This window comes from Bacteroides reticulotermitis JCM 10512, from assembly GCF_000517545.1.
Taxonomy (GTDB): domain Bacteria; phylum Bacteroidota; class Bacteroidia; order Bacteroidales; family Bacteroidaceae; genus Bacteroides; species Bacteroides reticulotermitis.
Window position 1 is genome coordinate 26,144 of record NZ_BAIV01000003.1, and the last position, 25,190, is coordinate 51,333.

Consider the following 25,190-nt stretch of genomic DNA (forward strand, 5'->3'; position numbering starts at 1 on the left):
AATGAAGCGTTTATTCTTACTTACATTTTATCTGAGCATCTTCTCTTGGGGATATGCTCAGAATAATTCCTCACCGTTTCACTGTATTGTGGCTGCGGATGGTAGCGGGAACTACTCAACTGTGCAAGAGGCAATCAACGCAGCCCCGGAGAGGCGTAAAGAACCTTGGCTTATCTTTGTGAAAAACGGTTCGTATCGGGAACAAGTGATTATCCCTCAAACAAAACCGTATATCCATCTGATTGGACAGGACAAAGAGAAGACCCTTATTCACCATCGGTTGAATGTAGGCGGAAAGCCGAATGAGAAAACTCCTTCGGATAAATTGGGTTATTGGGATTGGTCTGTTCACAACCCACAATCCGAAGTATCCGGATTCGATGGGACAGTCGTTAAAGTAAACGGTGCTCATTTTTATACGGAGAACATCTCTTATGTGAACGATTGGGGCGTAGAGAGCCAGGCCGGTCCACAGGCATTGGCGATGAGTAGTCAGGCTGATTGTGCAGCGTTCAGTAATTGTATCTTTCGCTCTTTCCAAGACACATGGCGGACTCCGGGACAAGATACATATCGGCATTATGTGAAGGACTGTTGGATTGAAGGAGCTGTCGATTACTTTTATGGTGGTGGTACTGTATTAGTCGAAGAGAGTACATTCTATAATGTACGTAGCGGATCGGTTATTGTCGCCCCTAATCATAAAGCGGCAAAGTATGGCTATGTCTTTCGCAATTGTGTGGTCGATGGTAATCAGGCGGCAGCCGATGGTAAGCAGAAATTGGGACGACCTTGGCATAACTCTCCGCGAACGGTCTATATCCATACTACCATGCGCATACCCATTGCAGCCGAAGGATGGACAAACATGGGTGCAATTCCTGCCTTGTTCGCAGAATACGACAGTCGAGATGCCAACGGAAAGGCATTAGACTTGAGTCAGCGGAAAACATACTATGAAGGACGTGGAGAAAATCCGCCTACGGGTTCTTGTCGCGCCACGATCTCCAAAGAAGAAGCTGATACGTATGTATACGAACAGATGATTCCCGGAGAAGATGGATGGAACCCTCGCGAGATGATGAAGAAGCTTGCCGCTCCTCTGCAACTCAAGATTATAGGTGACACGCTTCGTTGGCAATCGGTTCCTTCCGCTATTGGCTATATCGTATCTGTCAACGACACTGTGTTCGCAATAACCAACCAAATAGAAATTCAATTATCCAACCGATTGAAAGATGAAGTAACTGTATGCGCTGTCAACCGATATGGCTCTTTAGGTCATACCACAAGCTTGTCGCATAATTAGGAGGCTGTTGTAACTCCAATGTCGTATTCTTTTTTTCTTAAAAGTTTTTTTCAAAAATCCTCTGTCACCGGTCAGCCATAGTCAACTTATCTTGGCGGTAAGCAAGAACTGAGACAAGTAAAGAAACTCTTCTTGAAAAGCAGTTTTGGATAATACCTTCTTAGGTTTTGCATGGCTTTTTTTCCTAAAAACAAGTAGTATATTAGGCTGTGCCATGCTGGTGTCACAACTGTGCCATGCCGGTGTCACAACTGTGCCAAGGCGGTGGCACAGTCGTGCCAACTATAAAGAACAGTTGTGGCACTGGAGAAAACTGTCGTGCCAACCGCTAAGAACAGTTGTGACACTAAGGTACATTCGGGGGGCAATGGGTTGTTATGCCTTCAAGCTATTGGCACCTTTTCAATTTGCCTTGCATCTAAATTAAAGAAGAACCTTGTTTTTACTAATTTACTTTCACTTGTCCCGTAGGTCGCCTCATAGATTGTATACTAGCAAGTCAAATGCTGAAATGAAGCCCGATCTAATGTGAAATACAGCTAAACAGAATGAGAGATCCCTCAAAAATGATGAGAGATACGCAAAAAGGGGTGAAAATGCGGGAAAATGATGAGAGATACCACTCTTAGAAAGTATCTCTCATTCTGTAATATATTGAATAATCAACAGTTCTGTGAAAATGATGAGAGCATGAGAGATGAAATATTTTTTCTTGTATGTAGGGGGAAGGCTGATTTCAAATGCATGATCGAATCATCCGAATACCCTAGGGAGTTATCTCTTTGAGCAAACAGGCTTGCACCTAAATGGATGAGACACCCGAAGAACCCTTAGAGAAACAGTGCGTTTTGTAATAAGCGAGGCTCTGTGCCATGAGCACAGAGCCTCTTCTTTCCCTTGTTGGCGATAGTATAACTATCAGATTCTTATCTAGTGTGTTATAAGCCGTTCAGCGAGTAGCTTTCTCCTGCTTTAGTTTCGATGTCGTAAACATAAGAAGCCGGTTGTACGGTTGAGTTCATCGGGGCTTCGGGTGCAATAAGCGGTTTACGTATCTCCTGCATCTTTAATAAAGGATTGGAGCAAGGAGTATTTGCCTGAATCGGTGACAGTTTCTGACCGTTAAGCGACAATGGTACAGCAGAGCGAACACGCATTACGCCTCCAAGAGATGAACTGATGCGTATATGCTTGATTTTATTGCTATCCCATTTCATCTCTTCGATGGAGAATCCACCCCGGCAACGAATACCTTTCAGAGTTCCTTCTTTCCATACATCCGGTAGAGCGGGCAATAGATGAATCTCACCTGCATGACTTTGCACAAACATTTCGGCAATACCGGCTGTGCAGCCAAAGTTCCCGTCTATCTGGAAAGGAGGGTGCGCATCGAACAGGTTCGGATACGTACCACCGTTCTGACCTTTCTCCTCAATAACCGGATTCAGCTGATCGGTAATCAATTTATAGGCATGGTTACCGTCTAACAGGCGCGCCCACAAACAAACTTTCCATCCCATTGACCAACCGGTTGACGGATCACCTCTTCCAATCAGAGATGTTTTAGCTGCCTCATGCAGTATAGGTGAAGAATAGAGGTTAATTTGACGACCGGGATAAAGTCCCCAAAGATGAGAAACGTGGCGGTGGTGATCTTTCGGGTTGTCCCAGTCCTCCATCCACTCTTGCAGTTGTCCCCAACGCCCTACCTGCATAGGAGCCAGATGCTCGGCTACAACTTGTAGGCTATCAGTGAATGCTTTCGACTCGTTCATGACTGCGGCAGCTTCCAACGTATTGCGGAACAGGTCGGACACCATTTGATTATCCATCGTAGTTCCCGCTACAATAACAAATGAGCGTGTGCCGTTTACATTCGGACTATTCTCCGGCGAATAAGATGGAGCAACCACCAACCAATTGTTCTTAGGTTCCCGTACTAGGAAATCCAGATAAAACTCACAGGCACTTCGCATGAGCGGATAAACCTCTGCCAGATACTTTTGGTCGCCCGAAAATAGATAGCGATCCCAAAGGTGTTGGCAGAACCACGCGTTGCAGGTTGGCCATACGCCATATTTCGGCCCGTCAACGGCTCCGGTACTTCTCCAAATATCTGTGTTATGGTGCAACGTCCAACCCCGGCAACCGTACATCGCCGCACTTTGACGTCCCTGTTCGGCAACTTCTTTGACGAGTTGCAGGAAAGGTTCGTGCATCTCTGCCAGATTGGTTGTTTCGGCGGGCCAATAGTTCATTTCGACATTGATGTCCGTGGTATATTTGCCGTCCCAAGGAGCACGTAGCTGATAATTCCAGATACCTTGCAGGTTGGCTGCCTGTCCACCGGGTTGCGAGCTGCAGATCAGCAAGTAACGACCGAACTGAAAATACAAGGCCGCAAGCTGCGGGTCGAATGCCGTTTTAAACTCTTTGATCCGGACATCCGTAGGTTTCTGAATCTGTTCGTTGCTTCCTAAGTCCAGAGATACCCGGTTAAACCATTGTTTATAGCTTGCAGTATGCAGAGCTTTGGCTTTCTCGTAGTTCTTCCCGGCATTTTTCAGGTACGTTTGTGCAGCCTTTTGCGAGTTGCCGGAGATATCTTTGTAATTGACGAAGTTTGTGCCGATGGAAACATACAGCGTAACGCTATTGGCTTTCGATACGCGGAGGATTGAATCGGATACCGCTTCCATTTTGCCACCATTGAGTTCTACACGAGTCAGTGCTGTAAACCGAACCTTTCCTTCAATACCTTCGTGGTCGTTCGCTTTTCCGTCTAATTGCAGTTCTTTCCGGGGAGAGATGCTGTACGTAATATGCTCTTTATAAGGAGTCGAGTACTTGGTAGTGAAAGATAGGCTTCCTTTCTTAGACGCAGTCAATCGGATGACGAGCAGCTGATCGGGGAATGAAGTGAACGACTCGCGGGTGTAATTAACCCCGCCACTGCTAAAGCGTGTTGTAGAGGTAGCATGTTCGATGTCCAGTTCCCGGTAATAGTCAGTAACCTCTCCGATGTTTTCAAAATCCAGATGCAACGAACCCACCGTTTGGTAGGGCATACCGTTGGCTCTGGGTGAACAGATTGCTGGTCCGCAAAGCTCTTGTGCTTCGCTGTTTTTCCCTTCAAAAATTAATTGGCGGATTTGCGATAAAGCTTCTTTCGCTTTGGGATTGGTGTTGTTGTACGGCGATCCGCCCCATACCGTTTCTTCGTTCAATTGGAATTCCTCGTGTTGAGGATCTCCGAATACCATTGCTCCCAGACGTCCGTTGCCCAACGGCAAGGCTTCTACCCATCTGGATGCCGGCTTGTCATACCATAGTTTCCATGTAGTTTTCTCTTGTGCAAATAAGCTTCCTGCCATCAGTAGAGCCAAAAAGCAAAATTTAATTCTTTGTCTTATCATTTTTCAAAATTTTAGATTCCGCTGCAATGATACGCTATTTTCTTTGCTTCCATGTGGATTATCCGGTGGAATGAGTGGAAAGCTGTGCTTGGTCTTTATATTCCGACGGAGTCAATCCGGTTTGTTTCTTAAAACATTTGCTGAAATACTTCGGATCGCTAAAACCAATCATATACGCCACCTGCGAGAAGTTGTACTCACCGCTTTCAATGAGTTGAATGGATCGTTTGATGCGAATATCCCGAATGAAGTCTACCGGCGTCAGGCCGACGATCGATTTTAATTTCCGATAGAATACTGTCCGGCTCAGCATGAGTTTGTCGGCGAAGTCATCTACGGTGAGATCGGTATTATCCATTTGTTCTTCCATAAACTCCATGACCTGTTGCATGAACAGTTCATCGTATGGCGTAATTTGTGGACGTGCCGGTTCAGCCTCGTAATTATCACTCTCTTCTACCTTCTTACCGGCCAATTGAGCCAGATACATTTCCTGCAACTGCTTACGTTGTTTCAATAAGGACGTGATACGGGTTCTCAGGTAAGTCGAACTAAATGGTTTCGTTATGTAATCGTCAATACCTTGTTCCAAGCCGGCTATCCGGTCATCCAACGACGATTTGGCTGATAACAAGATGATCGGAATGTGACAGGTATCGTTGTTCTCTTTAATTGCTTTCACCATATCCAGTCCATTCATAACGGGCATCATGATGTCGCTGACAATCAGGTCGGGAATCTGTTCCTGTGCAATTTCCGCTCCTTCCTCTCCGTTGGTGGCTTCGAGCACGATATAGTTTTCCGATAGAATGTTTTTGAGAAAAGTGCGTAGCTCTTGATTATCTTCCACAATCAGAATCGAGAAGGCTTCCTCGTCATTCAGCGCGGCTTCTTGTTCCATACCGTCCTCATCTTCGTAAAGATTTTGAGGTGCGGCAGTTTGTTCGGCCAGGGTATTGGTGATGCTATCGGTTAGAATAAACTCAACTTGCTTGTCTTCTTCAAGTACTTTCTTATCCAACGGAAGGTTGACGATAAACTCACTTCCCACACCGGGTTCGCTGTTTATTTCAATACTTCCGTGATGCAACTCGATCAGTTCGCGAACCAGCGACAGCCCAATTCCGGACGACGGTTGCAAAATGTTATATCTGCCTAGAGTTTCAAAGCGTTGGAACAGCGATTTCTGTTTGTCACGGTCGATACCGATGCCTTCGTCGGAAACCACAATCTGCAATTTATCTTCGATCGTTTTGACGTGCACAGTGACCGATTTTCCCGCAGGCGTGTATTTAAACGCGTTGGAAAGCAGATTGAATAATATCTTTTCAAACTTATCTTTGTCCGCCCATACATAGAGCGAGTCTTGCGCTGCTTGCAACTCGAAACTTATATCCTTCTCTTCCGCTATCATACGGAAGTTCTCCATGATCTTATCAACCAGCGAAACAATTTCTATTTGCTCAGCCAAAACCTTCATCTTCTTGTTTTGGATTTTGCGGAAATCCAAGATCTGATTGACCAGCCGAAGCATTCGTTCCGTGTTTTTATGAACCAGCAATAGATGCCCTTTGGCCGTTGGCGAAAGAGGTTCCCGGTCCAGTACCTCGGCGAGCGGGCTGGAGATTAAAGTCAGCGGTGTACGCAGTTCGTGCGATATGTCGGTGAAGAAGCGGAGCTTGATATTCGAGAGCTGCTGCTCTACGTCGACTTGGTGTCTCAATCGGTAGATATAGAAAAGTATATATACGATGGCCGACGTGAACAGGGCGAATAGCAACACATAGAATATCCATGCCCAATAGGTTTCCCAGAATGTTGGCAAAACCTTGATGTCGAGTGTGCGTAGATTGTCGGTCCATGCTCCATCGCTATTAGTCGAGCAAATTTGCAGTTGGTATTCGCCGGGAGGTAGATTGATGTAAGTCGCCGAGCGGTTCTTATCTGCATCATTCCACTCTTTTTCCAGTCCTTTCAACCGGTAAGAGTAACGTATATCTTCGGGATTGGCGTAATCGATTGCGGCAAACTGAAAAGTAACATTCCGTTCGGAAGGTTCGAGAGTTAACTCCTTCACGTCGTCAATAGCGACTCGACGTTGGCTTCCCTGTATCTTTAAATCCGTAAATACAATCGGAGTAACGTACGAACTCTTTTTCATTTGCGAGGGGTTTATTTTCAGAACACCGTGGTCTGTCCCGAATAAGAGTCGTTGCTTATTATCTAAAGAAGGAATGGCTTCGGAGAAATTCAATTCATTCGCGATGTGTTTACTAATGAAATTATCAAAGCTGCCTTTGACCGGATCAAAAATAGATAACGCATTCTCGGATACAACCCATAACTTCTTCTGCCCATCTTCTATCATCGAGAGTACGAGGTCGGATGCTAAACCGTCTCTGATGGTATAAGATTTAAAGACAATATTATCCGAAAGCAAGTTGGACGAAACAACCTGATTGATTCCTCCTGTAAATGTGGTTACATAGATTCGTTGGCTGCTATCTGTATAGATATAGGTTACGTCATTGCTACCCAGGCTTGTCGCCGCTTCCGGATCACGGACGTTGTGATAGAACTTTATTTCTTCCGGTTGGTCGAATTTAGCGGAAAAAGTAAGTAAGCCATGAGTTGTGCCCACCATGAGTATCCCATTGCGTACCTCTGTTATATACCTTATCTTTAAAGAACTGTTGACCGGATAGTTCTTCAGTTGATTGCCACAATGTATAAACTGTATTTTATTATCTTCATTCCGGGAGATCAAGTTGATTCCTTTGCCGTAACTACCCAGCCAGATGCGTCCATGACTATCTTGGAATATACTGTATATACTATTATCACTTAGGCTGTATGCGTCGTCCGGATCGTGGAGATACTGTTGTACACTGTAAGATTGATCGTTCTTCTTCTTGAGTAGCAACAGGCCGTCTTTTTTGGTACCCAGCCAGATATTTCCTTCTTTATCTTCCAGAAAGCAATATACGCTCCTCGAGAATTTGGTCTCCTGAGGAGTTATTGTTCCTTGGGGGGTAAGATAACCCTTTAACGTTCCATCTGCATGATATATACGCACGATTCCTCTTTTAGAACCGACCCATAATTGGCGTTGCTTGTCGAGTAAGAAAGCTCGTATCTCCAATCCGTTATCTATATTGTTCAGTTCATAAACGTGTGGGGAGAACGACATTTTCTCTACCCCTCGGGTGGTAATGAGCCATACGTTTCCTTGCCGATCGGGAAAAAAGAAACGGATGTAGGGCGCAAAGAGCGAAGTCGGATTATGAGGATCGGTGAAATAGAGTTTGAGTTGTTGGCTCTTCCGGTCATAATAGCATAAATGCCCCTCTTGCGGTACAACCCACAAAGTCCCCTCTTTATCTTCGAAAATTAAGATCCGGCTTTTCACCTCATAGTGTACGATATCTTGCGGAGGAGATAATAGCACTTGCTTTTCTCCTGTCTGAAGGTTAAGCCTGATTACACCCGGGTCTTCCGAAAAGAGCCATACATCACCTGTCCGGTCTCGGTAGAATGAAACAACGTTGTTGGATAACTTGGGCGATGTGCGGATATCAAACAGTTGGAACTGATTCTTTTGAGGGAGATAAAGCAGCAGGCCGTTGTCGGTAGCCATACAGATCGAATCGTTCTTGGCGGATATGGAAGCGATGGAGTTTATCTCATTGATTGGATGAGGTATCTGTATAAACTTAATGTCTTTGGTTGCAGGTTTGTAAGAAGCTATCTTGCCGGATGTGGTGACGAGGTATATTTTTCCATCATACTCCTGCATCAGTTTGAAAGGGAAATCGCTGTTGATCTGCTTTTTGCCCACAATGTTGATTCCTTTATCAGTCAAGATCCATTCATCGCCATCAGCGTCTTGGTATATATTGAGAATCTTTTCTCCTTTCAGGCTCTTGTTGAACGTGCTGTATAGTGTAATACCTTCCCCTTGTTTACATGCTTTTTCGTCAACTCTGAATGTGTATCCTTGTTCGCAGACAATCCAGGCTATTCCTTTTTTGAGTGTATATATCTTAGTGACAGGAGGGGTTTGTTGCAACGAACCCTCAATCGGATGAAGAATATCGATGAATTCTTTCGATTGATTATCGAATAGATACGCTCTTCCGTCATAGGTTAAACACCAGATGTCGCCGTATTTACTTTCCGCAATATAAGAAAACCGGTTGGTGGTCAGGGTGGATTTATCTCCGGGGAATGCTTTGTAGTTTTTAAAAGTATAACCGTCGAATTTGTTTAGTCCATTCCATGTGCTAAACCACATGAAACCTTTTTGATCCTGTATGATATTGGCAACCACTCCCTGCGATAATCCGTTGTTAACGGAGAAGTGATCTACTTTGCAATAAGGTTGTGCAAAGGAAGATAATGTTGTGGATAAAACAAAGAGTAGACAAAGGAGCGGTTTCATAGCATTCGACTTTAAATGTAGGACAAAAATAGGGAAAACAATACGAAATGAAAAGGATTGAGGGGGTGTTTGAATAGAAATTACGAACTTTTGCTCGCTTTTTCCCCCTATGCTCCTGATTACGCTCAAATAGTCTCCCGCCTATTTGATTCCAAATGTCTATATTTGTCGCTATCTTATACTATTACTATAAATATAAAAAAACTAATATTTTATGAAACGTCTTTTAGTTTGTATGACCGGACTACTTTTAGGGATTGGGGTAGGGGCCCGCACATTTGATATGAAACAGTTGGGTGCCGATGATAAAGGGACAAAACCCTGTACCGCCTTAATCAATCAGACCATCGAACAAGCCTCATCCGAAGGAGGTGGAACCATTTACTTTTCGGCCGGAACTTACTTAACCGCATCAATCCGGATGCAAAGCAACATCACCTTGCATTTGGAGTCCGGGGCCGTTTTACGCTTTTCCGATCGTTTTGAAGATTATTTACCATTTGTTACCATGCGTTGGGAAGGTACCGTAATGAAATCATTATCTCCGTTGATCTATGCAAACGGGGCTGACAACATAACAATTACCGGACGCGGGACATTGGACGGAAATGGTTTCAAATGGTGGGAATGGGAGTATGCGACTCGTGAACTTATTAAGAACAATGGAGGGAAACTACCTTCGTTAAATAAACTCCAGCAGATGTGGGTGGATGCGAATAAGGATTTGCGCATATCCGAGTATTATAAACCGTCTTTAGAACGCCGGATGTTTCGGCCACCTTTTATTCAGTTCTTCGAATGCAGTAACATTCTGATCGAGAACGTTAAGATTATCAATTCACCTTATTGGACTATCAATCCGGAGTTTTGTGACAACGTGGTTGTACATGGAGTAACAATCAATAATCCATCCGAGAATCCGAAAGGTCCCAATACGGACGGGATTAACCCGTCTTCGTGCCGTAATGTGCGTATATCCGATTGCTTTATCAGCGTGGGCGACGATTGCATTACCATAAAATCCGGTCGTGACGAGGATGGACGTAGACATGGAAGGGCTTGTGAGAATATAACCATAACGAATTGCGTTATGCTTTCCGGGCATGGGGGAGTCGTGATTGGTAGTGAAATGTCCGGTGGGGTGAAACGTGTTGTTATCTCCAATTGTGTGTTTGATGGTACAGATGCCGGCATTCGCTTAAAGTCTTCACGAGGACGCGGGGGTGTGGTTGAAGACATCCGGGTTGACAACATTGTGATGAAGAATATCCGTCAGAATGCGTTTATATTCGATCTGTTCTATGACAAACTTTCCAAACCGGAACCTGTAACCGAGCAAACACCGATTTTTAGGAATATACACCTAAGCAATATTACTGGAACGGATATTAAGCAAATCGGATATATTAAAGGTATTGAAGAGATGCCGGTACAGGATTTGTCCTTCTCCAATATGAATATGAAGGCTGAAATAGGTTTTATTATCGATACGGCACAGGATATTCGTTTCCATAATGTTGATTTTACATCGACGAAAGGGTCTCCTTGGGAGTTTAGCAAATGCAGTCAGTTGATCTTAAATAATGTATCTTCGAAAGGAGCTTTGTTCGAGCAACCCGTTATTACGTTTGAAGAAGTTGATGAGGCTTTTCTTGGTAACTGCTATCAGTTTGCCCCTGTCAAAGCATTCTTCACGGCCAAAGATAGTCAGGTAGTGGAAGGTACAAACTTCTGGAATAAGGCTTTAAAAAAATAATATAACAGCTAACTTAATTTACAGAAATTGTCTGTTTTCCCATACTATCCTGTTTGGAATATAGAGTAGAAAACAAGGAGCTAATCACAAGGATTATCCGGATTTCTGCTCTATATTTCTTTTCACTTTACCTTTTCTTCATAAACTTCGGATTACTTTCTTTCTACAAAAGGTAGGCAGCTATTTATGATTTGTCTCCTACGAAATGCGCTACAGGGTGTTGCAGAGGCTTCAGTCGGTATCGTCCCCCTTTTATGCCAAATGTTACTCTTACTATCGATGAGGTTTGCTCATTTTTGCATTGATGAAAATCAAGCGTTTGCCTGCGATTTAATATTTTAATGTAAAAACGAGTATGAAAAACATGAATCAATCCTTTATTGTCCAAAGTCTGCCCGCGGCAGATTTACTTCCAAACATCTATGGTAACCCTACCATCGAAATGATATCAATAAATTATATAAACTAATATTTATGAAACATCCAGTAAATCTATTTTTTGCTTTGTTTCTGCTTCTATGCTCGTGCTCTCAGCACATGGATGATGAGTGGAAACCGGATAAACTATCCAATGGGCCCGAAACACAATCAGTTGGCTTCGCACTGAGTCGGGCAAGTCTTGAAACCTTTGCCGAGCACGGAATAACCGAAATCGGTATTTATGTATATCTGAAAGACTCCCTGGTCTTTGGGAAGAATCTGCCGTTAAACAATGGCAACTTAAAGGTTGATGTCCCACTTGGTGAGAAACTTCAAACTTTCGCTGTAGCCAATGCCGGTCACCTCGAAGATACGGATAGCCTTTCAAAAGTGGTGGTATACCAAGACGAACAGGCACAAAAAGAGGTCTTTATCTCTCCGGTCGCCGAGTTTATGTCCGACCGGACGGTCAGCCAAGTGAACCTAGAGTTAAAAAGAGCGGTGGGACAGGCTACATTTCAACCCTTGGAAACCGGGGCAGAAATTGCTGCTATTACTCAGTTCGATGCTATGAATCTGGTCTTTAGTAATGTAGGGATTGGTTATAAAGTGAATAGCGGAGCATGTATTCAAGGGAATGTAACTGTCAGTGCAGGATTGGGCGCAGGCTTTCAAGCTTCTGTTTACTCCTTCTCAACAGAAGGCAAGGACTTGACAGGCGTTGATGTCATTTATAAGAAAGCAGGCGTTGAGGTAAACCGTACCAAGCGTGCATTGGATACGAACATAACGTTTCAGGTTTCCAAGCGTACGATTGTCAAGATGCCTATTCTGGACGAAAGTTATTTGAAATATCCTTTTGACCAAGTTCGCTCTATGAAAATGAGAACCGATATCAGTCGGAAGCTAGTTATTGAAGAATGTGATTTTTAATTATAGAACCTTATGAAAAGAAATATATTATACTTTTTAGCGGGATTCTCCGTTCTGTTCAGTGTGCTTGCATGCTCTGAGGATAATAAATATGAGACTTCCGTCGTTCGGAATATTGAGATATTCCTGAATGATGAAGCGTGGTCTTTGAATGTGGGAATCAGTACGAAACCTCTTTTTATTTATAAAGAGAACGGGGAGTATTTCGCTAATTATACGTCTCACTATCGTTTTCAGTTACCTAATGGGAAATATAAAATCCTATCGACTCTGCAACCGGACTCGATACCTTGTCCGAAGAACTTGAGTGATGTGATTATCTGGCAAGACCCGGCAGCGAAGATGAAATACGAAATCTCTGCTCCGGTTGAATACAATTCGCCGTTCGACAGTCCACTGAGTATTCGTATGTATAACCGTACCGGTACACTGCGTCTGAAAGCAACGGATAAGAAAGCTGATAAAAGTTATGCAACCGTACGTGCTATTGTAACTACTCCCATCTCCGGCTATCGTCTGGCGGATGCTACTTATGTTAAATCTCCGCTTGAACTTACTCGTAGTAAAGATACGAATTCCGGTGGCGTGAACTATACCGACGACTTTGTGATTTTTGAAACAGAGTCATTGGGTGAGTCTGTAAGCATACAGATTGATTATCTGGATAAAGACGGGAATGTGGTGCAATCCAAACCGATGGAAGGCACATTTACTATTGTACCGAATGCTATTACCCAGATTGATTTTCAGTTGAATGATACCGAACATCCTATTATTCAGGATTACACGGTTACGATTCTACCTGAGGGATGGAGCGAAGAAGTGGTTACTCCTGAAGCACCGATCGAAGTTCCCGAAGGATATACCTATGTAGCTCCGTCTGATAATCTGGAAACTGTGTGCAATACGCTGTTTGATGATCCGCAGGTGAGCGAACTCAAGCTTTTCTTGAAAGCAGGAACTGTGTATAATCTGGGACGCTTAACGATACGCAAGGACTTATCGATTCTCGGTCAGGAACCGGGTAAGAAACAGGAACGTGCCAGTTTGAATATGGGCAATGCCGATATTACCGGTGATATAAGCACCATCCGTTTCGAGGGAATAGACATTCAGCCTACCGATGATTACTTATTCCGTTTCTCTGTCACTTCATTGTTTAATGTCGATAATTTGACATTCAGTAAATGTTCCATCAACGGTTTGAATCGTTCCTTCTTGCAAGATGACGCGAAAAACGCATTAGGTGCACACGCTGTCGATCGGTTGGTTATTGATAATTGCCGGATTATGAACTTTCAAAACAATGACCGGAACTATCCTTTCATCACGATGACCGATGGTAATCCGATCCGGAATATCGAGATGAAACATTCTACGCTTCATTCACCGGGTACCAAATATGTGAAAACACTGATTGAAGGTACCAGAGGGCAAACAGACAATATTACTGTGAACTTGGAGAACTGTACGTTTGTACGTTCGGGGAATACCTCTATCACTTTCTTCGATTTACGAGCGGATAAAATGGAGAATATAACTCTTGTGCTGAAGAATAACTTATTCTCAGGCATTTCCGAAGCCGGAAAGGGCAGATGGATGTATCTGGATAAGAAGGCTGTGAAAGACTTCTCCGACAATTATCGGACGAGTGATTACGTCTTATCAAACTGGGGAGTCGATGGTGGAGAAGAACCTATCGCTTCCGTTACGAAAGAAGAACTCTTTGTTGATTTCGTTTCAGGCGATCTGACAATCAAAGATAAAACTTCGGAAGTGTATACAAAGAGAATAGGTGACCCTCACTGGATTAAATAATCATGAAAATGAAGAATCAGCATATGAAAAAACAGCTCATCATATTACTATCGTGTTGTGTATTTTGGGCATGTAGCTCGTCAGATGACACCGATGAGGCACTGGTTGCGAATACCTTGGAACTGTCTAAAGAGACGGTGAAGCTCTCGAATGTAGAAGGTACATTCACCGTTTCGGTAACAGCTACCGGTGAGTGGAACGCATCTGTAACAGATGGCAATGACTGGTTGAGCATTTCCCGCTCAACCGGTAACGGCAGCGGTGACCTCCGTCTTATCTTTACCGACAATACACAAGGAGAGAAGCGAGACGGTAAAATTAAAGTAGCGCAATCGTCCGCAACTGGCACCATCGAAAAAGAGATTTCGGTGGAACAACTGGGAGGAGATCCGGATATCTTGCTCGATTACTCTACCGAGAAGATTGGTTACGCAGGAGGGGAACTTTTGGTAACAGTCGTTTCGAATGTAAACTGGGAAGTCGTGATTGATGAGGCTGATAGTTGGGTGGAACGGATTGACCCTTTGTCGAGGGCATTTGTGAGCACAGCATGTCAGTTTAAGATAGCTCCGAACAATGATGTGGAAAGAACGGCTGTTCTTACATTCAAAGCGGTTGGAGATTATTCCTTGAGTAAAACAATCGAAGTGACTCAAGAGAAATCAGAAGCCTCTCTGACCTTGAAGCATACAGAATACGCACTTCCTTATCGGTACAATACATTAGCCATTCCCGTTGATTTGGGTGGTATAGCAGGTAGTCAGTATAGCATTGAAACAGATGCTACCTGGATTGTTTGGGATCAGGAAGCATCCACTACTTCGCAAATAGTTTTGACTGTTGCCGATAATACACAAGACTTGCCGAGAGCGGCTAAAATCAAAGTACGGAATGTGACTTTGGTAGAAACCGTAGACGTTTTTCAATATGGTAAACCGAACATGAGCATAGGAGACGACGCAAATACTTTGCTGGCTTTCCCCGGTGCCGAAGGATTCGGACGGATTACTACCGGTGGTCGAGGTGGGAAAGTGTATCACGTCACTACGCTCGAAGATGGCGATCAGGCGGGAACTTTACGCTATGCCGTCAATCAGCGTGACGCACGTACTATTGTATTTGATGTAGCAGGCACAATCTTCCTGAACAGTGATTTGAAGATTAGCCGTGGCAACCTGACCATTGCCGGACAAACAGCACCGGGACAGGGAATCTGTATCGCTCGCTATCCGGTAATCCTTGCTTCCGACAACATTATACTCCGTTATTTGCGCTTCCGTGTGGGTAACGAAGGAGGTGGTGAACCCGACGGATTGGGCGGTATGGAGAATACGAATGTCATTGTAGACCATTGCTCCATCAGTTGGAGTATAGACGAATGCCTGTCGGTATATGGCGGAGAGAACTTGACCATCCAGTGGTGTATTGCGTCCGAAAGCTTGCGTACGGCAGGACATGGTAAAGGAAAGCACGGTTACGGTGGAAACTGGGGAGGCACGAATGTCTCTTACCATCACAACTTATTGGCTCATCATGAGAGCCGCGTTCCTCGGCTGGGTCCTCGTCCTAAGACTCAAGAGAATGAATATATGGATATGCGAAATAATGTGTTCTATAATTGGGCTGGAAACGGTTGCTATGGGGGTGAAGGTATGAATGTGAATATTGTGAACAACTATTATAAACCCGGGCCTGCCACTCCTCAGAATAAATCGGTTCGCTATCGCATCGCTGGTATCGGCGTACGAACGTATGCCTATTGTCACAACGAGGATGGAACGCCTAATGTATGGTATCCGATGATGCACAAATGGGGAACTTTCTTTGTGGAAGGCAATGTGCTCGATGGCAATGCGGAAGCTACGGCTGATAACTGGACTAAGGGGATGTATGAGCAAATAGACAATTCGAAATGCGATGATACTTTTACCGAAGAGGTGAAAGCATCCATGCACTTGTCTGCTCCTTTGGCAACCGGGCAGATTACCACGCACTCCGCGCAGCAGGCTTTTGACTTGGTGGTGGATTATGCAGGTTGTTCCAAACAGCGTGACATCATTGATACACGTATCGCTTTGGAAACGAAGACCGGAACGGCTACGTATATCGGCAGTGTGACGGCGGATGCACAAAACGCTCCCGGACTGATCGACCTTCCTACGGATGTGAAGCCGGCAGGAGCCGCAAGTGCATGGCCGGAGTTGGCTGTTGAAGGTACGGCGATCGACGGGTGGAAAGATTCGGATGGAGACGGTATTCCCGATATCTGGGAAGAGGCGTACGGATTGGATAAAGAGAATCCGAATGATGCGGCTACGTATAGCCTGAGCACTCGTTATTCCAATTTGGAGGTATATCTCCACAACCTGGTTCAACACATCGTTCACGCCCAGAACAAGGGTGGAGTTATTAAATAGAGACAAGTTAGCTGTTTAAAAAGAAGTAACTTAAAGAATAATTAGAATGAATAAATTTATCATAAGTGTTTTTGCCCTGTTGCTGGTTGCGATTAGTGGTTTTGCACAAAACGTAACCGGAACCGTGACCGATAACTATGGCCCGGTAATCGGGGCTACAGTGATGGTACAAGGAACGAAGATTGGTACCGCTACTGATTTAGACGGAAAGTTCACCGTGAAAGTTCCGGATGTGAACAAGGACGTGCTGATTGTCAGCTATGTCGGAATGAATGAAATGAAAGAAGCGTTGAAAGGGCGCACAACGGTACATATTAAGCTGACCGAAGCCGTCGGTCAGTTGGACGACGTGGTCGTGATTGGTTATGGTACGCAGAAAAGAGGTAACCTGACAGGTGCCGTGGCCAGTGTATCCGGAAAGGTTTTGGAGAAAGTACCGACCGCTTCTGTTGCCGAAGCGATGGTTGGTAAGCTTCCGGGCGTACAGATTACTTCCGTCGATGGTTCGCCGGATGCGGAAATCAAGATTCTGGTTCGTGGTGGAGGATCTATCACACAAGACAATGCTCCGCTTATTCTGGTAGATGGTTTCGAAGTGAATAGCTTGAACGATATTCCTCCTACCGATGTCGAGTCGATTGAAGTATTGAAAGATGCTGCTTCTACCGCTATTTATGGTGCACGTGGTGCGAATGGTGTTATTATCGTTACGACCAAAAGACCTACCGAAGGACGCGTTAGTGTCAATGTGAATGCTTATTTGCAAACCAAAACCCTTTCGAATCGATTGGATGTGATGTATCCCTACGAGTATGTATTGATGCAGTATGAAAATGCCCGGCAGAAGAGTTCCAACCCTACGGGATTCTATGATAAGTATGGACAAGCGAATGAACTTTATATTTATCAGGGAGATGAAGGAACCGATTGGCAAGATGAGATTTTTGGGACGAATCCCGTAGCTAAATACGTTGATGTAAGTGTGAACGGAGGTACCGAGAAAACCAAATACAAGTTCTCTTTCATTCATCAGAACCAGCCGAGTGTGATGATAAACAACGGGTTGAAACAGAATAACCTCAATGTGACGCTGGATACGAAACTATTCAACTTCCTTACTCTTGAATATCGTACCCGTGTGGTACATAAGGTCGTTGATGGCGCAGGTACGAGCGGTGTTAGTTTGTTGTCGGCACTTCGCGAAGCCCCGACATTGGGATTGGACGAATACATGACTTTGCCGACGGATAACTCTTACTTCGATCCGGATGAGTACGACGAAGTAATACGCTTCAATCCAAAACAAGAATCCGAGAAGAACTATAAAAAGCGTATTGCAAAGACCTTCAACACAACGGGGGCGCTTACGTGGAACATTCTGAAAGGACTAACTTTCCGCACAGAGTTTGGCTATGAGTATAGTACGACTGAGAACCAACGTTTCTGGGGAACCGATACCAAAACGGCCAAAGAGAAGAATAACCAGCCGGTTGCCGAATGGGGAATGAGCCAAACATCCAAATGGCAATTGAGTAATGTGGTGAACTATAATTTCATCCTAGATGAGGTACATGACTTCCGTTTGATGGCGGGACAGGAAATGAAAAGCAATACTACCAAAGGAAAGACATACAAAACGATGGGATTTCCGCAAAGCACTACCGCCGAGAAAGCATTCGACAATTTGTCGTTAGGTACTCCTTATGAGAACTCTTCCGCTGCCGGATCACCTTCGCGCATCGCTTCGTTCTTTGGACGTGTTAACTACGGATATAACGATAAATACCTGGCTACATTAACGCTTCGTGCCGATGGTTCCACCAAGTTCGCTTCCGGCAACCGTTGGGGACTTTTCCCGGCAGCGGCTGTAGCATGGCGTATGTCTAATGAAGATTTCCTGAAAGACAGCCCGGTTGTTTCGAACTTAAAACTCAGGTTGAGCTATGGTACTTCAGGAAACGACCGTATTCCATCCGATCTTTATGCCAAGTATTACGGGGTAAGCAGTAGTCGTCCGGCAGGTTGGGATGAAGTGAGCCGTTACTATTATAAGTTCTTTAATACCGATTATTTGTACAACCCCGATGTAAAGTGGGAGACTACGATTACTCGTAACCTGGGAGTAGACTTTGGCTTTTTCAGAGAAAGGCTGAGCGGATCATTAGATGTTTACTGGAATACCGTAAAAGATTTATTGGTTCCTTCTGATATTCCCGGATATACAGGCTATACAAAGATTCTGAAGAATGTGGGTCAGACCTCTAATCGCGGGATTGAATTGGCTTTGACGGGTTACATTATCGAGAACAAAGACTTCACGCTGAATGCTACATTCAATATCGGACATAATAAGAATAAGATTGATAAACTATCCAGTGGAGAATCTGAGTGGATCTTGTCTTCCGGTTGGGCGGGTAGCCAACTGCTCAATACCGATGATTATCGGGCACGTGTAGGCGGTACAAGCGGACTTATTTACGGATTTGTGAATGATGGTTTCTATACAATGAACGATTTTGAGTCTTTCGACGCTACGGCAAGAACCTGGAAGCTGAAGAATGGAGTTGTTGATTCCAGTCCGTTGTCGGGTACACCCCGTCCGGGTAACGCGAAGTTTAAAAAGCTGACTTCTGTAAACGAAAACAGTGCCAATCCTTATCAGATAACCGATGAAGACCGTCAGGTGATCGGAAATACGACTCCGAAGTTTTCGGGAGGGTTTGGCGTGAACGCTACTTACAAAGGATTCGACCTGAGTTTGTTCTTTAATTATATGTACGATTTTGACGTGTTCAATGCCAACAAAGTTATGATGACTACGTGGGCAAGCAATAACTACAATAACTTCAGTATGGATATTGCTTCGAACAAACGCTGGCGTAACTTCGACGATATGGGTAACGAAATCCGTTATAATCCCGAAGCGTTGGCTAAGTTTAATGAGAACGCTACGATGTGGAACCCTACTTCCATCGGCCGTCCCATTGCGATGTCGTATGCCGTTGAAGACGGATCGTTCTTGCGTTTGAATACAGCTACACTCGGATATACACTTCCGTTGGAATGGACTCGCAAGGCGGGATTGAACAAGGTACGTTTTTATATGTCGGGCTACAATCTCTTTACCATTACCGGGTACTCCGGGTATGATCCGGAGGTGAATATAGCTACCGGACTGACGCCTAACATCGACAACGATGCTTATCCGAGAAGCCGTACCTATACATTCGGTGTGCAATTGACATTCTAACTCAATGATTAAAGTAAAAGAACTATGAATAAAAAAATAATATATTCAGCTATTCTCTGTCTGGGACTGTCAACCACGTCCTGCAATGACTTTCTGAATGTAGAACCTCCCGCAGGTTTTACCCCCGACTATGTGCTCTCTTCGGAAAGTGAGATTAAATCTCTGCTTACAGGAGTCTATTCGGCTATGACGCAAGATAATATGTATGGAAGTGTTTTTGCTTCCGGTTTGAACCTGAATACCGACGTTGAGATGTCCGCATTCAGTAATAATACCGTTAACTCTGCCGGTTCGGACATTGCCTGTTACGATGTGAAACCTTACTGGACGATACTCAACGATACTTGGAATGCGATGTACAAAACCATTAATATAACTAATGACATCATTGAAGGTATTGAAGTTTCCCCTTTGTTTTCAAAGACAACGGGTGAAGGTAATGCGGAAGTGAAACAAATGTATGGCGAGGCGAAGACGCTTCGGGCTATGCTTTATCTCGATTTAGTCCGTGTATGGGGCGATGTCGTGTTTCATACCAAAGCCTCAGAATCGGATGATAAGTTTTTGGTAGGCGTAACCGACCGGAATCAGATTCTGGACTTCCTGATTGAAGACCTGATTGCTGTAGAACCAATGATGAAATATGCGGCCGATTTGGATTACGGAGTAGAAAGAGCTTCCCGCGAATACTGTCAGGCTTAATCGGCCTGTTGGCTATGAATCGTGGTGGGTGGACCTTACGCCCGGATAAAGAGAATCCGGCCAGCATCGGCTACATGGAACGTGGAGATAACTTTGAACACTATTATGATGTGGCCATCAACTACCTGGGTAAGGTAATCAGTGAAGGAAAGCATGATTTGAAACTCAGTTATGAGGGGTTATGGGAGAACGAATGCAACTGGAACACAGCCAAAGACGATGATATTCTATTTGCTATTCCCATGCTGAAAGGTACTACAAGCCGGTATGGCTATAACATCGGGGTGACTATTGCCGAGGGTAAGCATGAATACGGAAGTGCCCGGAATTATCTGACGTTCAACGGTACGTATATCTTCTCTTTCGATAAGGATGACTTACGACGTGATGTTACTTGTGCTCCTTATAAATATACAAAAGACCTGGAACAGGAACTCGATATGGGAATTGGTGCTATGGGAGCCGGTAAATGGTCGAAACTCAAGATGAAATCTCCGTTGGGATCTTCCAGTGGTAGCGGAACGGGTATTAACAGCGTACGAATGCGCTTTGCCGATGTGCTGTTGCTGTATGCTGAGGCTGTGAACGAACGCTTCGGCCCACGTGACGATGCCAAAGAAGCTTTAAAGCGAGTACGTCGCCGCGCTTTCAATTCGTCTGTGTGGACAACTAAAGTAGAGTCGTATGTAGGTGGCCTGAACAGTGAAGAAGAGTTCTTCAAAGCAATCATGAACGAACGTAAATGGGAGTTTGGTGGTGAAGGACTTCGTCGATATGACCTGGCGCGTTGGAATCAGTTCGGTAAGGTGATATATGACCTTTACAACGAGATGGTGAACTGGGGACTGGTGGCTTACGGTACTCACGTGGAAGGTATTGACGATGTGCCGACCAGCATCTATTATAAATCCGTTGCCGATCCGATAAATGCCGGCAGAAAGATTCTGGATATTGTGGGCATTGATGAATATGTTCACGCAAAACCGCAGGGTTATGACGAAAAGGAATATGCGCTTACCTGGCGAGTGTTGAACAAAGAAACCCAGGAGTACGAAACAGCTAAAGAAATATCTTGGAGCTTCCGGGGTTTTATCAATGTAACAAACGATAAGATTGTTAAACCGACCGATCCGTTGAGATATGTATGTCCGTATCCCACGAAAGTGATAACCGATCATCGCGGTTTGATTCAGAATTATTATGGATTTTAGTTTAAAACCAGTAGAAAAGTAAATTAGAAAAGCTATGATAAAAAGTAAAATATTAGCTCTCTCTGTCCTGATTTTGAGTCTACTTTTTGCGGCTTGTCAGGATGATAAGTACACCAAGATCGACGATCTTTTCCAACCTCGTGTGTTAGACGAGCCGGAAGTTAAGAGTAATTCCATTGCCATGGTTTGGTATGAGGTGAACGACGCTGTATCGTATACGGTGGAACTTCATCTGGACAATTATTATAAAAGTTTATTCGCCACCATTGAAACAACTGATCCCTATGTCTTTGTAGATGACATTCCTTATGGAACCACATTTTATATTCGCGTACGGTCGAATGCCGTTCAATCCATTCACAATTCGCAATGGACTTATAAGAATGCAACGACCGAACCTCGACCTACGTATGCTAAGATTGTAGAAGATGTATCGAAAGCGGACATAACAGAGAATTCGGCAACCATTCGTTGGGAGGTCGATCCGGGAAATCCGGCTGACAGTATCAGTGTTATGACCTCTGCCGGTGGAGTCTTGGAAGGAGTAGCTCGTTATCTTACGCAAGAAGAAAGAACAGTGGCTATGCGTGATAGACGGGTTAACGAAAAATACATTGTATGCAGCCAATGTGTACGATACGAACAAACCTCGTAAATATGACAAACCATATAACCAGGTTTCTTTCCGTACAGCGGGACCGTCATTGGAAACGATTATTGTAGGTTGGGACGACGATTTGTCGGTTATGCTGACTGAAAACAATGAGAATCCCGATATACCGGAAGGTACGGAGTATTTCTTGCCGGCGGGTTCCTTGTATACGATTACGCCGTTTGAAATAAAGAAAGGGTTCAAACTGGTGGGAAGTACCGAAGGCGAGATGGCAGAGATCATCTTATCCAGTTCCTGGAGAATCGCATCCGGATCTTATATCGCTAGTTTGGAATTTGAGAACCTCAAATTTAAGCAAGAGGTGCTCGATAACTATTTCTTTAACTGTGGTAATTCGTACACACTCGAAAGCGTTAGCTTCTTCAATTGTTCGTTTACCAAGTTCAACCGCGGATTCTGGCGTCATCAGGGAACTAATAAAAAGTATATCGTAGACTTCCATATGGAAAACTGTACATTGGACTTATGCGGTGCTCGTGCAGGAGGAACATACGGAACGTTCTATCTGGGTTCCGGTGATGGCAACGACACGATGGACCGGGCGGTCTTCAAGAACTGTACATTTAGTAGAGACCATCAGGGACTCGAACCCGGTAAGGGAAGTTTCGCCAACCTGTTCTGGGCGGAGAAGATGACTTCTCCGATCCATCTGGAGTATAAGAACGTGACTGTTTACGATTTTTGTATCAACAGTCGTATGATTAGCATGCCTGCTGCTGTGGGATCGGAATTGGTGATCGAGAAGTTCCTTTTGGCATCCCCTTGTGGCGATCTTTATTCGATTGGCGCCAATACGACGACCACATTCTCCGACAACTACATCACAACGGATTATAAGTTAGGTGGAACTAAAATCAACGCGACTGACTTAGGCCTAGGCGCAGAAGAACTGTTCACGAATCCGGTCAATGGTGATTTGACTATCAAAGACCCTGCGTCTGTCATCGTACAGAAGAAGGTGGGAGACACTCGTTGGATTCCTTAACGTAGAAAGACAAGTGAATAACAGGATAACAAAACATCTGTTTATTTGAATGGTAGCCAGCAAGGTCCGGATGGATAGTCCGGACCTTGCATCATTCTAGTTGTAACCGTGAATTTGTAGATATGATATTTAAAAAATAAGAGTAAGAAGTACTAACTAAAGAATCGTGAACATGTTTTTCAATAAGAAATTGATTTTATTAGGTATGGTTGTGCTGCTGGCCTCATCGGGCAGGGATGTACGCAGCCGCGGCAAGAATCCAATCTGCCGGAAGATGTCTATAAGAATCTTCCTTTCGATATGCCCAGAGTTGAACAACCTTCATTTCCTGACTATCAGGTTAACATTACCGAATTCGGTGCGCAAAGCGGTGGAAAGGTCGTCAATACAAAGGCTATTAATGATGCCATCCAAGCGGTAAGTGCGAAGGGTGGCGGACGAGTGATTATCCCGGAAGGCTTGTGGTTGACAGGGCCTATTGTGCTGTTGAGCAACGTAAACCTGCATACGGAGAAGAATGCGCTCGTTCTCTTTAGCGGTGACTCGGCTCTGTATCCGGTTGTAGATACAGTCTTTGAAGGAGTGAGCGCCAAACGTTGCCAGTCGCCCATCTCCGCGGTGAATGCTGACAACATTGCCATAACCGGTTTCGGTGTATTTGATGGGGCAGGAGACAGTTGGCGTCCCGTTAAGAAGGATAAAATGACGGAACGGCAGTGGAAAAACCTGTTAAACTCCGGTGGAAGTGTTGACGAGGCTGCTCGGATATGGTATCCCAACGCCGGTGCTCTGCAAGCATCGGTACTCATGAACGGCAAAAGTCATTCGGATACAGGGGTTACCGACGAAGAATGGGGAAAGATGAAGACTTGGTTGCGTCCGGTGATGGTTAGTATTGTAAAGAGTAAGAAGGTACTGCTGGATGGAATCACTTTCAAAAATTCGCCTAACTGGTGTATTCATCCGTTATCCTGTGAGTTTCTGACCTTGAACAATGTGAAAGTCTTCAATCCCTGGTACTCACAGAACGGAGATGCGCTCGATGTGGAGTCGTGCCGGAACGTACTTATCACAAACTGTCTCTTTGATGCCGGTGATGACGCGATTTGTTTGAAGTCGGGCAAGGATGCGGACGGACGTCGCCGGGGAGAACCTTGTGAGAATGTGATTGTGAAGAATAACACGGTGCTTCATGGCCACGGTGGTTTTGTTGTAGGCAGCGAAATGTCCGGTGGAGTCCGGAACGTATATGTGGCCGATTGTTCTTTTATTGGGACGGATGTCGGCTTGCGCTTTAAAAGTACCCGGGGACGTGGCGGTGTTGTTGAAAACATCTATATTGATCGTATAAACATGATCGACATTCCGAACGATGCGCTGATTGCCGACTTGTACTACGCTGTGAAAGGGGGAGAGGATGCACCTGTTCCGAGTGTTAGTGAAGAAACTCCTATTTTCAAGGACATCCATATATCAAATGTATACTGCAACGGTGCAGGAAGGGCGGTCTTTTTCAACGGACTTCCCGAAATGCCTATACAGAATATTTCGATCCGGAACATGGTTGTAACCAATGCCAGAGAAGGTATCGTCATCAATCAGGTTGCTCAGGTGAATATGGAGAACATCGATATTGAGACCTCGGATGATTCGGTGATTCAACTGGAGAATACCACCGGCATAACCATTAACGGTGAGAAGTACGATTCGATTTCAGAGAAGCGGCTACTTACCCTGAATAAGTGATATTTCGATGCGCAAAGGTGAATACGAGTGATTTATCCTTGCGCATCACTCTGAAAAGCTTTCTATTGTCGGGCAAAGTCATACTACTTGTGATGTAGACTAGTAATAGATAA

Annotated in this window: 13 protein-coding genes; 11 read left to right on the top strand and 2 right to left on the bottom strand. The window is 44.5% G+C overall.

The features are described 5' to 3' along the window. Window position 1: 1 nt before the first annotated feature. Window positions 2-1,309 (top strand): pectinesterase family protein, encoded by a 1,308-nt coding sequence (locus JCM10512_RS02035; protein ID WP_044159931.1) that lies wholly within the window; start codon window positions 2-4, stop codon window positions 1,307-1,309. 938 nt (window positions 1,310-2,247) lie between these two features. On the opposite strand, the gene JCM10512_RS02040 is transcribed toward JCM10512_RS02035, so the two are convergent. Beyond that, window positions 2,248-4,725, bottom strand: a complete 2,478-nt coding sequence (locus JCM10512_RS02040; protein WP_044159934.1) for a glycoside hydrolase family 95 protein — start codon at window positions 4,723-4,725, stop codon at window positions 2,248-2,250. Window positions 4,726-4,783: 58 nt separating this feature from the next. Beyond that, on the bottom strand, window positions 4,784-9,166 hold the full coding sequence (locus JCM10512_RS02045) for a hybrid sensor histidine kinase/response regulator transcription factor (protein ID WP_044159936.1): 4,383 nt from the start codon (window positions 9,164-9,166) through the stop codon (window positions 4,784-4,786). A gap of 214 nt (window positions 9,167-9,380) precedes the next feature. Between JCM10512_RS02045 and JCM10512_RS02050 the strand changes: the two genes are divergently transcribed. From JCM10512_RS02050 to JCM10512_RS02085, 10 genes are all read left to right on the top strand, one after another. Next, window positions 9,381-10,922, top strand: coding sequence for a glycoside hydrolase family 28 protein (locus tag JCM10512_RS02050; RefSeq protein ID WP_044159938.1), 1,542 nt, complete (start codon window positions 9,381-9,383; stop codon window positions 10,920-10,922). A 474-nt stretch (window positions 10,923-11,396) separates the two neighbouring features. Beyond that, the gene (locus JCM10512_RS02055; RefSeq protein ID WP_044159940.1) at window positions 11,397-12,275 is read left to right on the top strand and encodes a hypothetical protein; all 879 of its coding nucleotides are present in this window, start codon (window positions 11,397-11,399) and stop codon (window positions 12,273-12,275) included. Between the two features lie 12 nt (window positions 12,276-12,287). Then, window positions 12,288-14,093, top strand: coding sequence for a DUF5123 domain-containing protein (locus JCM10512_RS02060; RefSeq protein WP_044159942.1), 1,806 nt, complete (start codon window positions 12,288-12,290; stop codon window positions 14,091-14,093). 2 nt (window positions 14,094-14,095) lie between these two features. Next, window positions 14,096-16,510: a BACON domain-containing protein gene (locus JCM10512_RS21845; RefSeq protein ID WP_244436842.1), complete on the top strand. Its 2,415-nt coding sequence runs from the start codon at window positions 14,096-14,098 to the stop codon at window positions 16,508-16,510. A 46-nt stretch (window positions 16,511-16,556) separates the two neighbouring features. Further along, window positions 16,557-19,760, top strand: a complete 3,204-nt coding sequence (locus tag JCM10512_RS02070) for a SusC/RagA family TonB-linked outer membrane protein (protein WP_044159944.1) — start codon at window positions 16,557-16,559, stop codon at window positions 19,758-19,760. 24 nt (window positions 19,761-19,784) lie between these two features. Continuing rightward, on the top strand, window positions 19,785-20,462 hold the full coding sequence (locus JCM10512_RS23310; RefSeq protein WP_244436844.1) for a RagB/SusD family nutrient uptake outer membrane protein: 678 nt from the start codon (window positions 19,785-19,787) through the stop codon (window positions 20,460-20,462). Window positions 20,463-20,476: 14 nt separating this feature from the next. Then, window positions 20,477-21,673, top strand: coding sequence for a RagB/SusD family nutrient uptake outer membrane protein (locus JCM10512_RS23315; RefSeq protein WP_244436845.1), 1,197 nt, complete (start codon window positions 20,477-20,479; stop codon window positions 21,671-21,673). 34 nt (window positions 21,674-21,707) lie between these two features. Then, the gene (locus tag JCM10512_RS23320) at window positions 21,708-22,328 is read left to right on the top strand and encodes a hypothetical protein (RefSeq protein ID WP_244436847.1); all 621 of its coding nucleotides are present in this window, start codon (window positions 21,708-21,710) and stop codon (window positions 22,326-22,328) included. Next, complete coding sequence (locus tag JCM10512_RS02080) at window positions 22,261-23,331, top strand: DUF5123 domain-containing protein (RefSeq protein ID WP_244436849.1); 1,071 nt, start codon at window positions 22,261-22,263, stop codon at window positions 23,329-23,331. The genes JCM10512_RS23320 and JCM10512_RS02080 overlap by 68 nt, the downstream gene beginning before the upstream one ends. Window positions 23,332-23,556: 225 nt before the next feature. Then, window positions 23,557-25,077: a glycoside hydrolase family 28 protein gene (locus JCM10512_RS02085; protein ID WP_044159946.1), complete on the top strand. Its 1,521-nt coding sequence runs from the start codon at window positions 23,557-23,559 to the stop codon at window positions 25,075-25,077. Window positions 25,078-25,190: the final 113 nt, after the last annotated feature.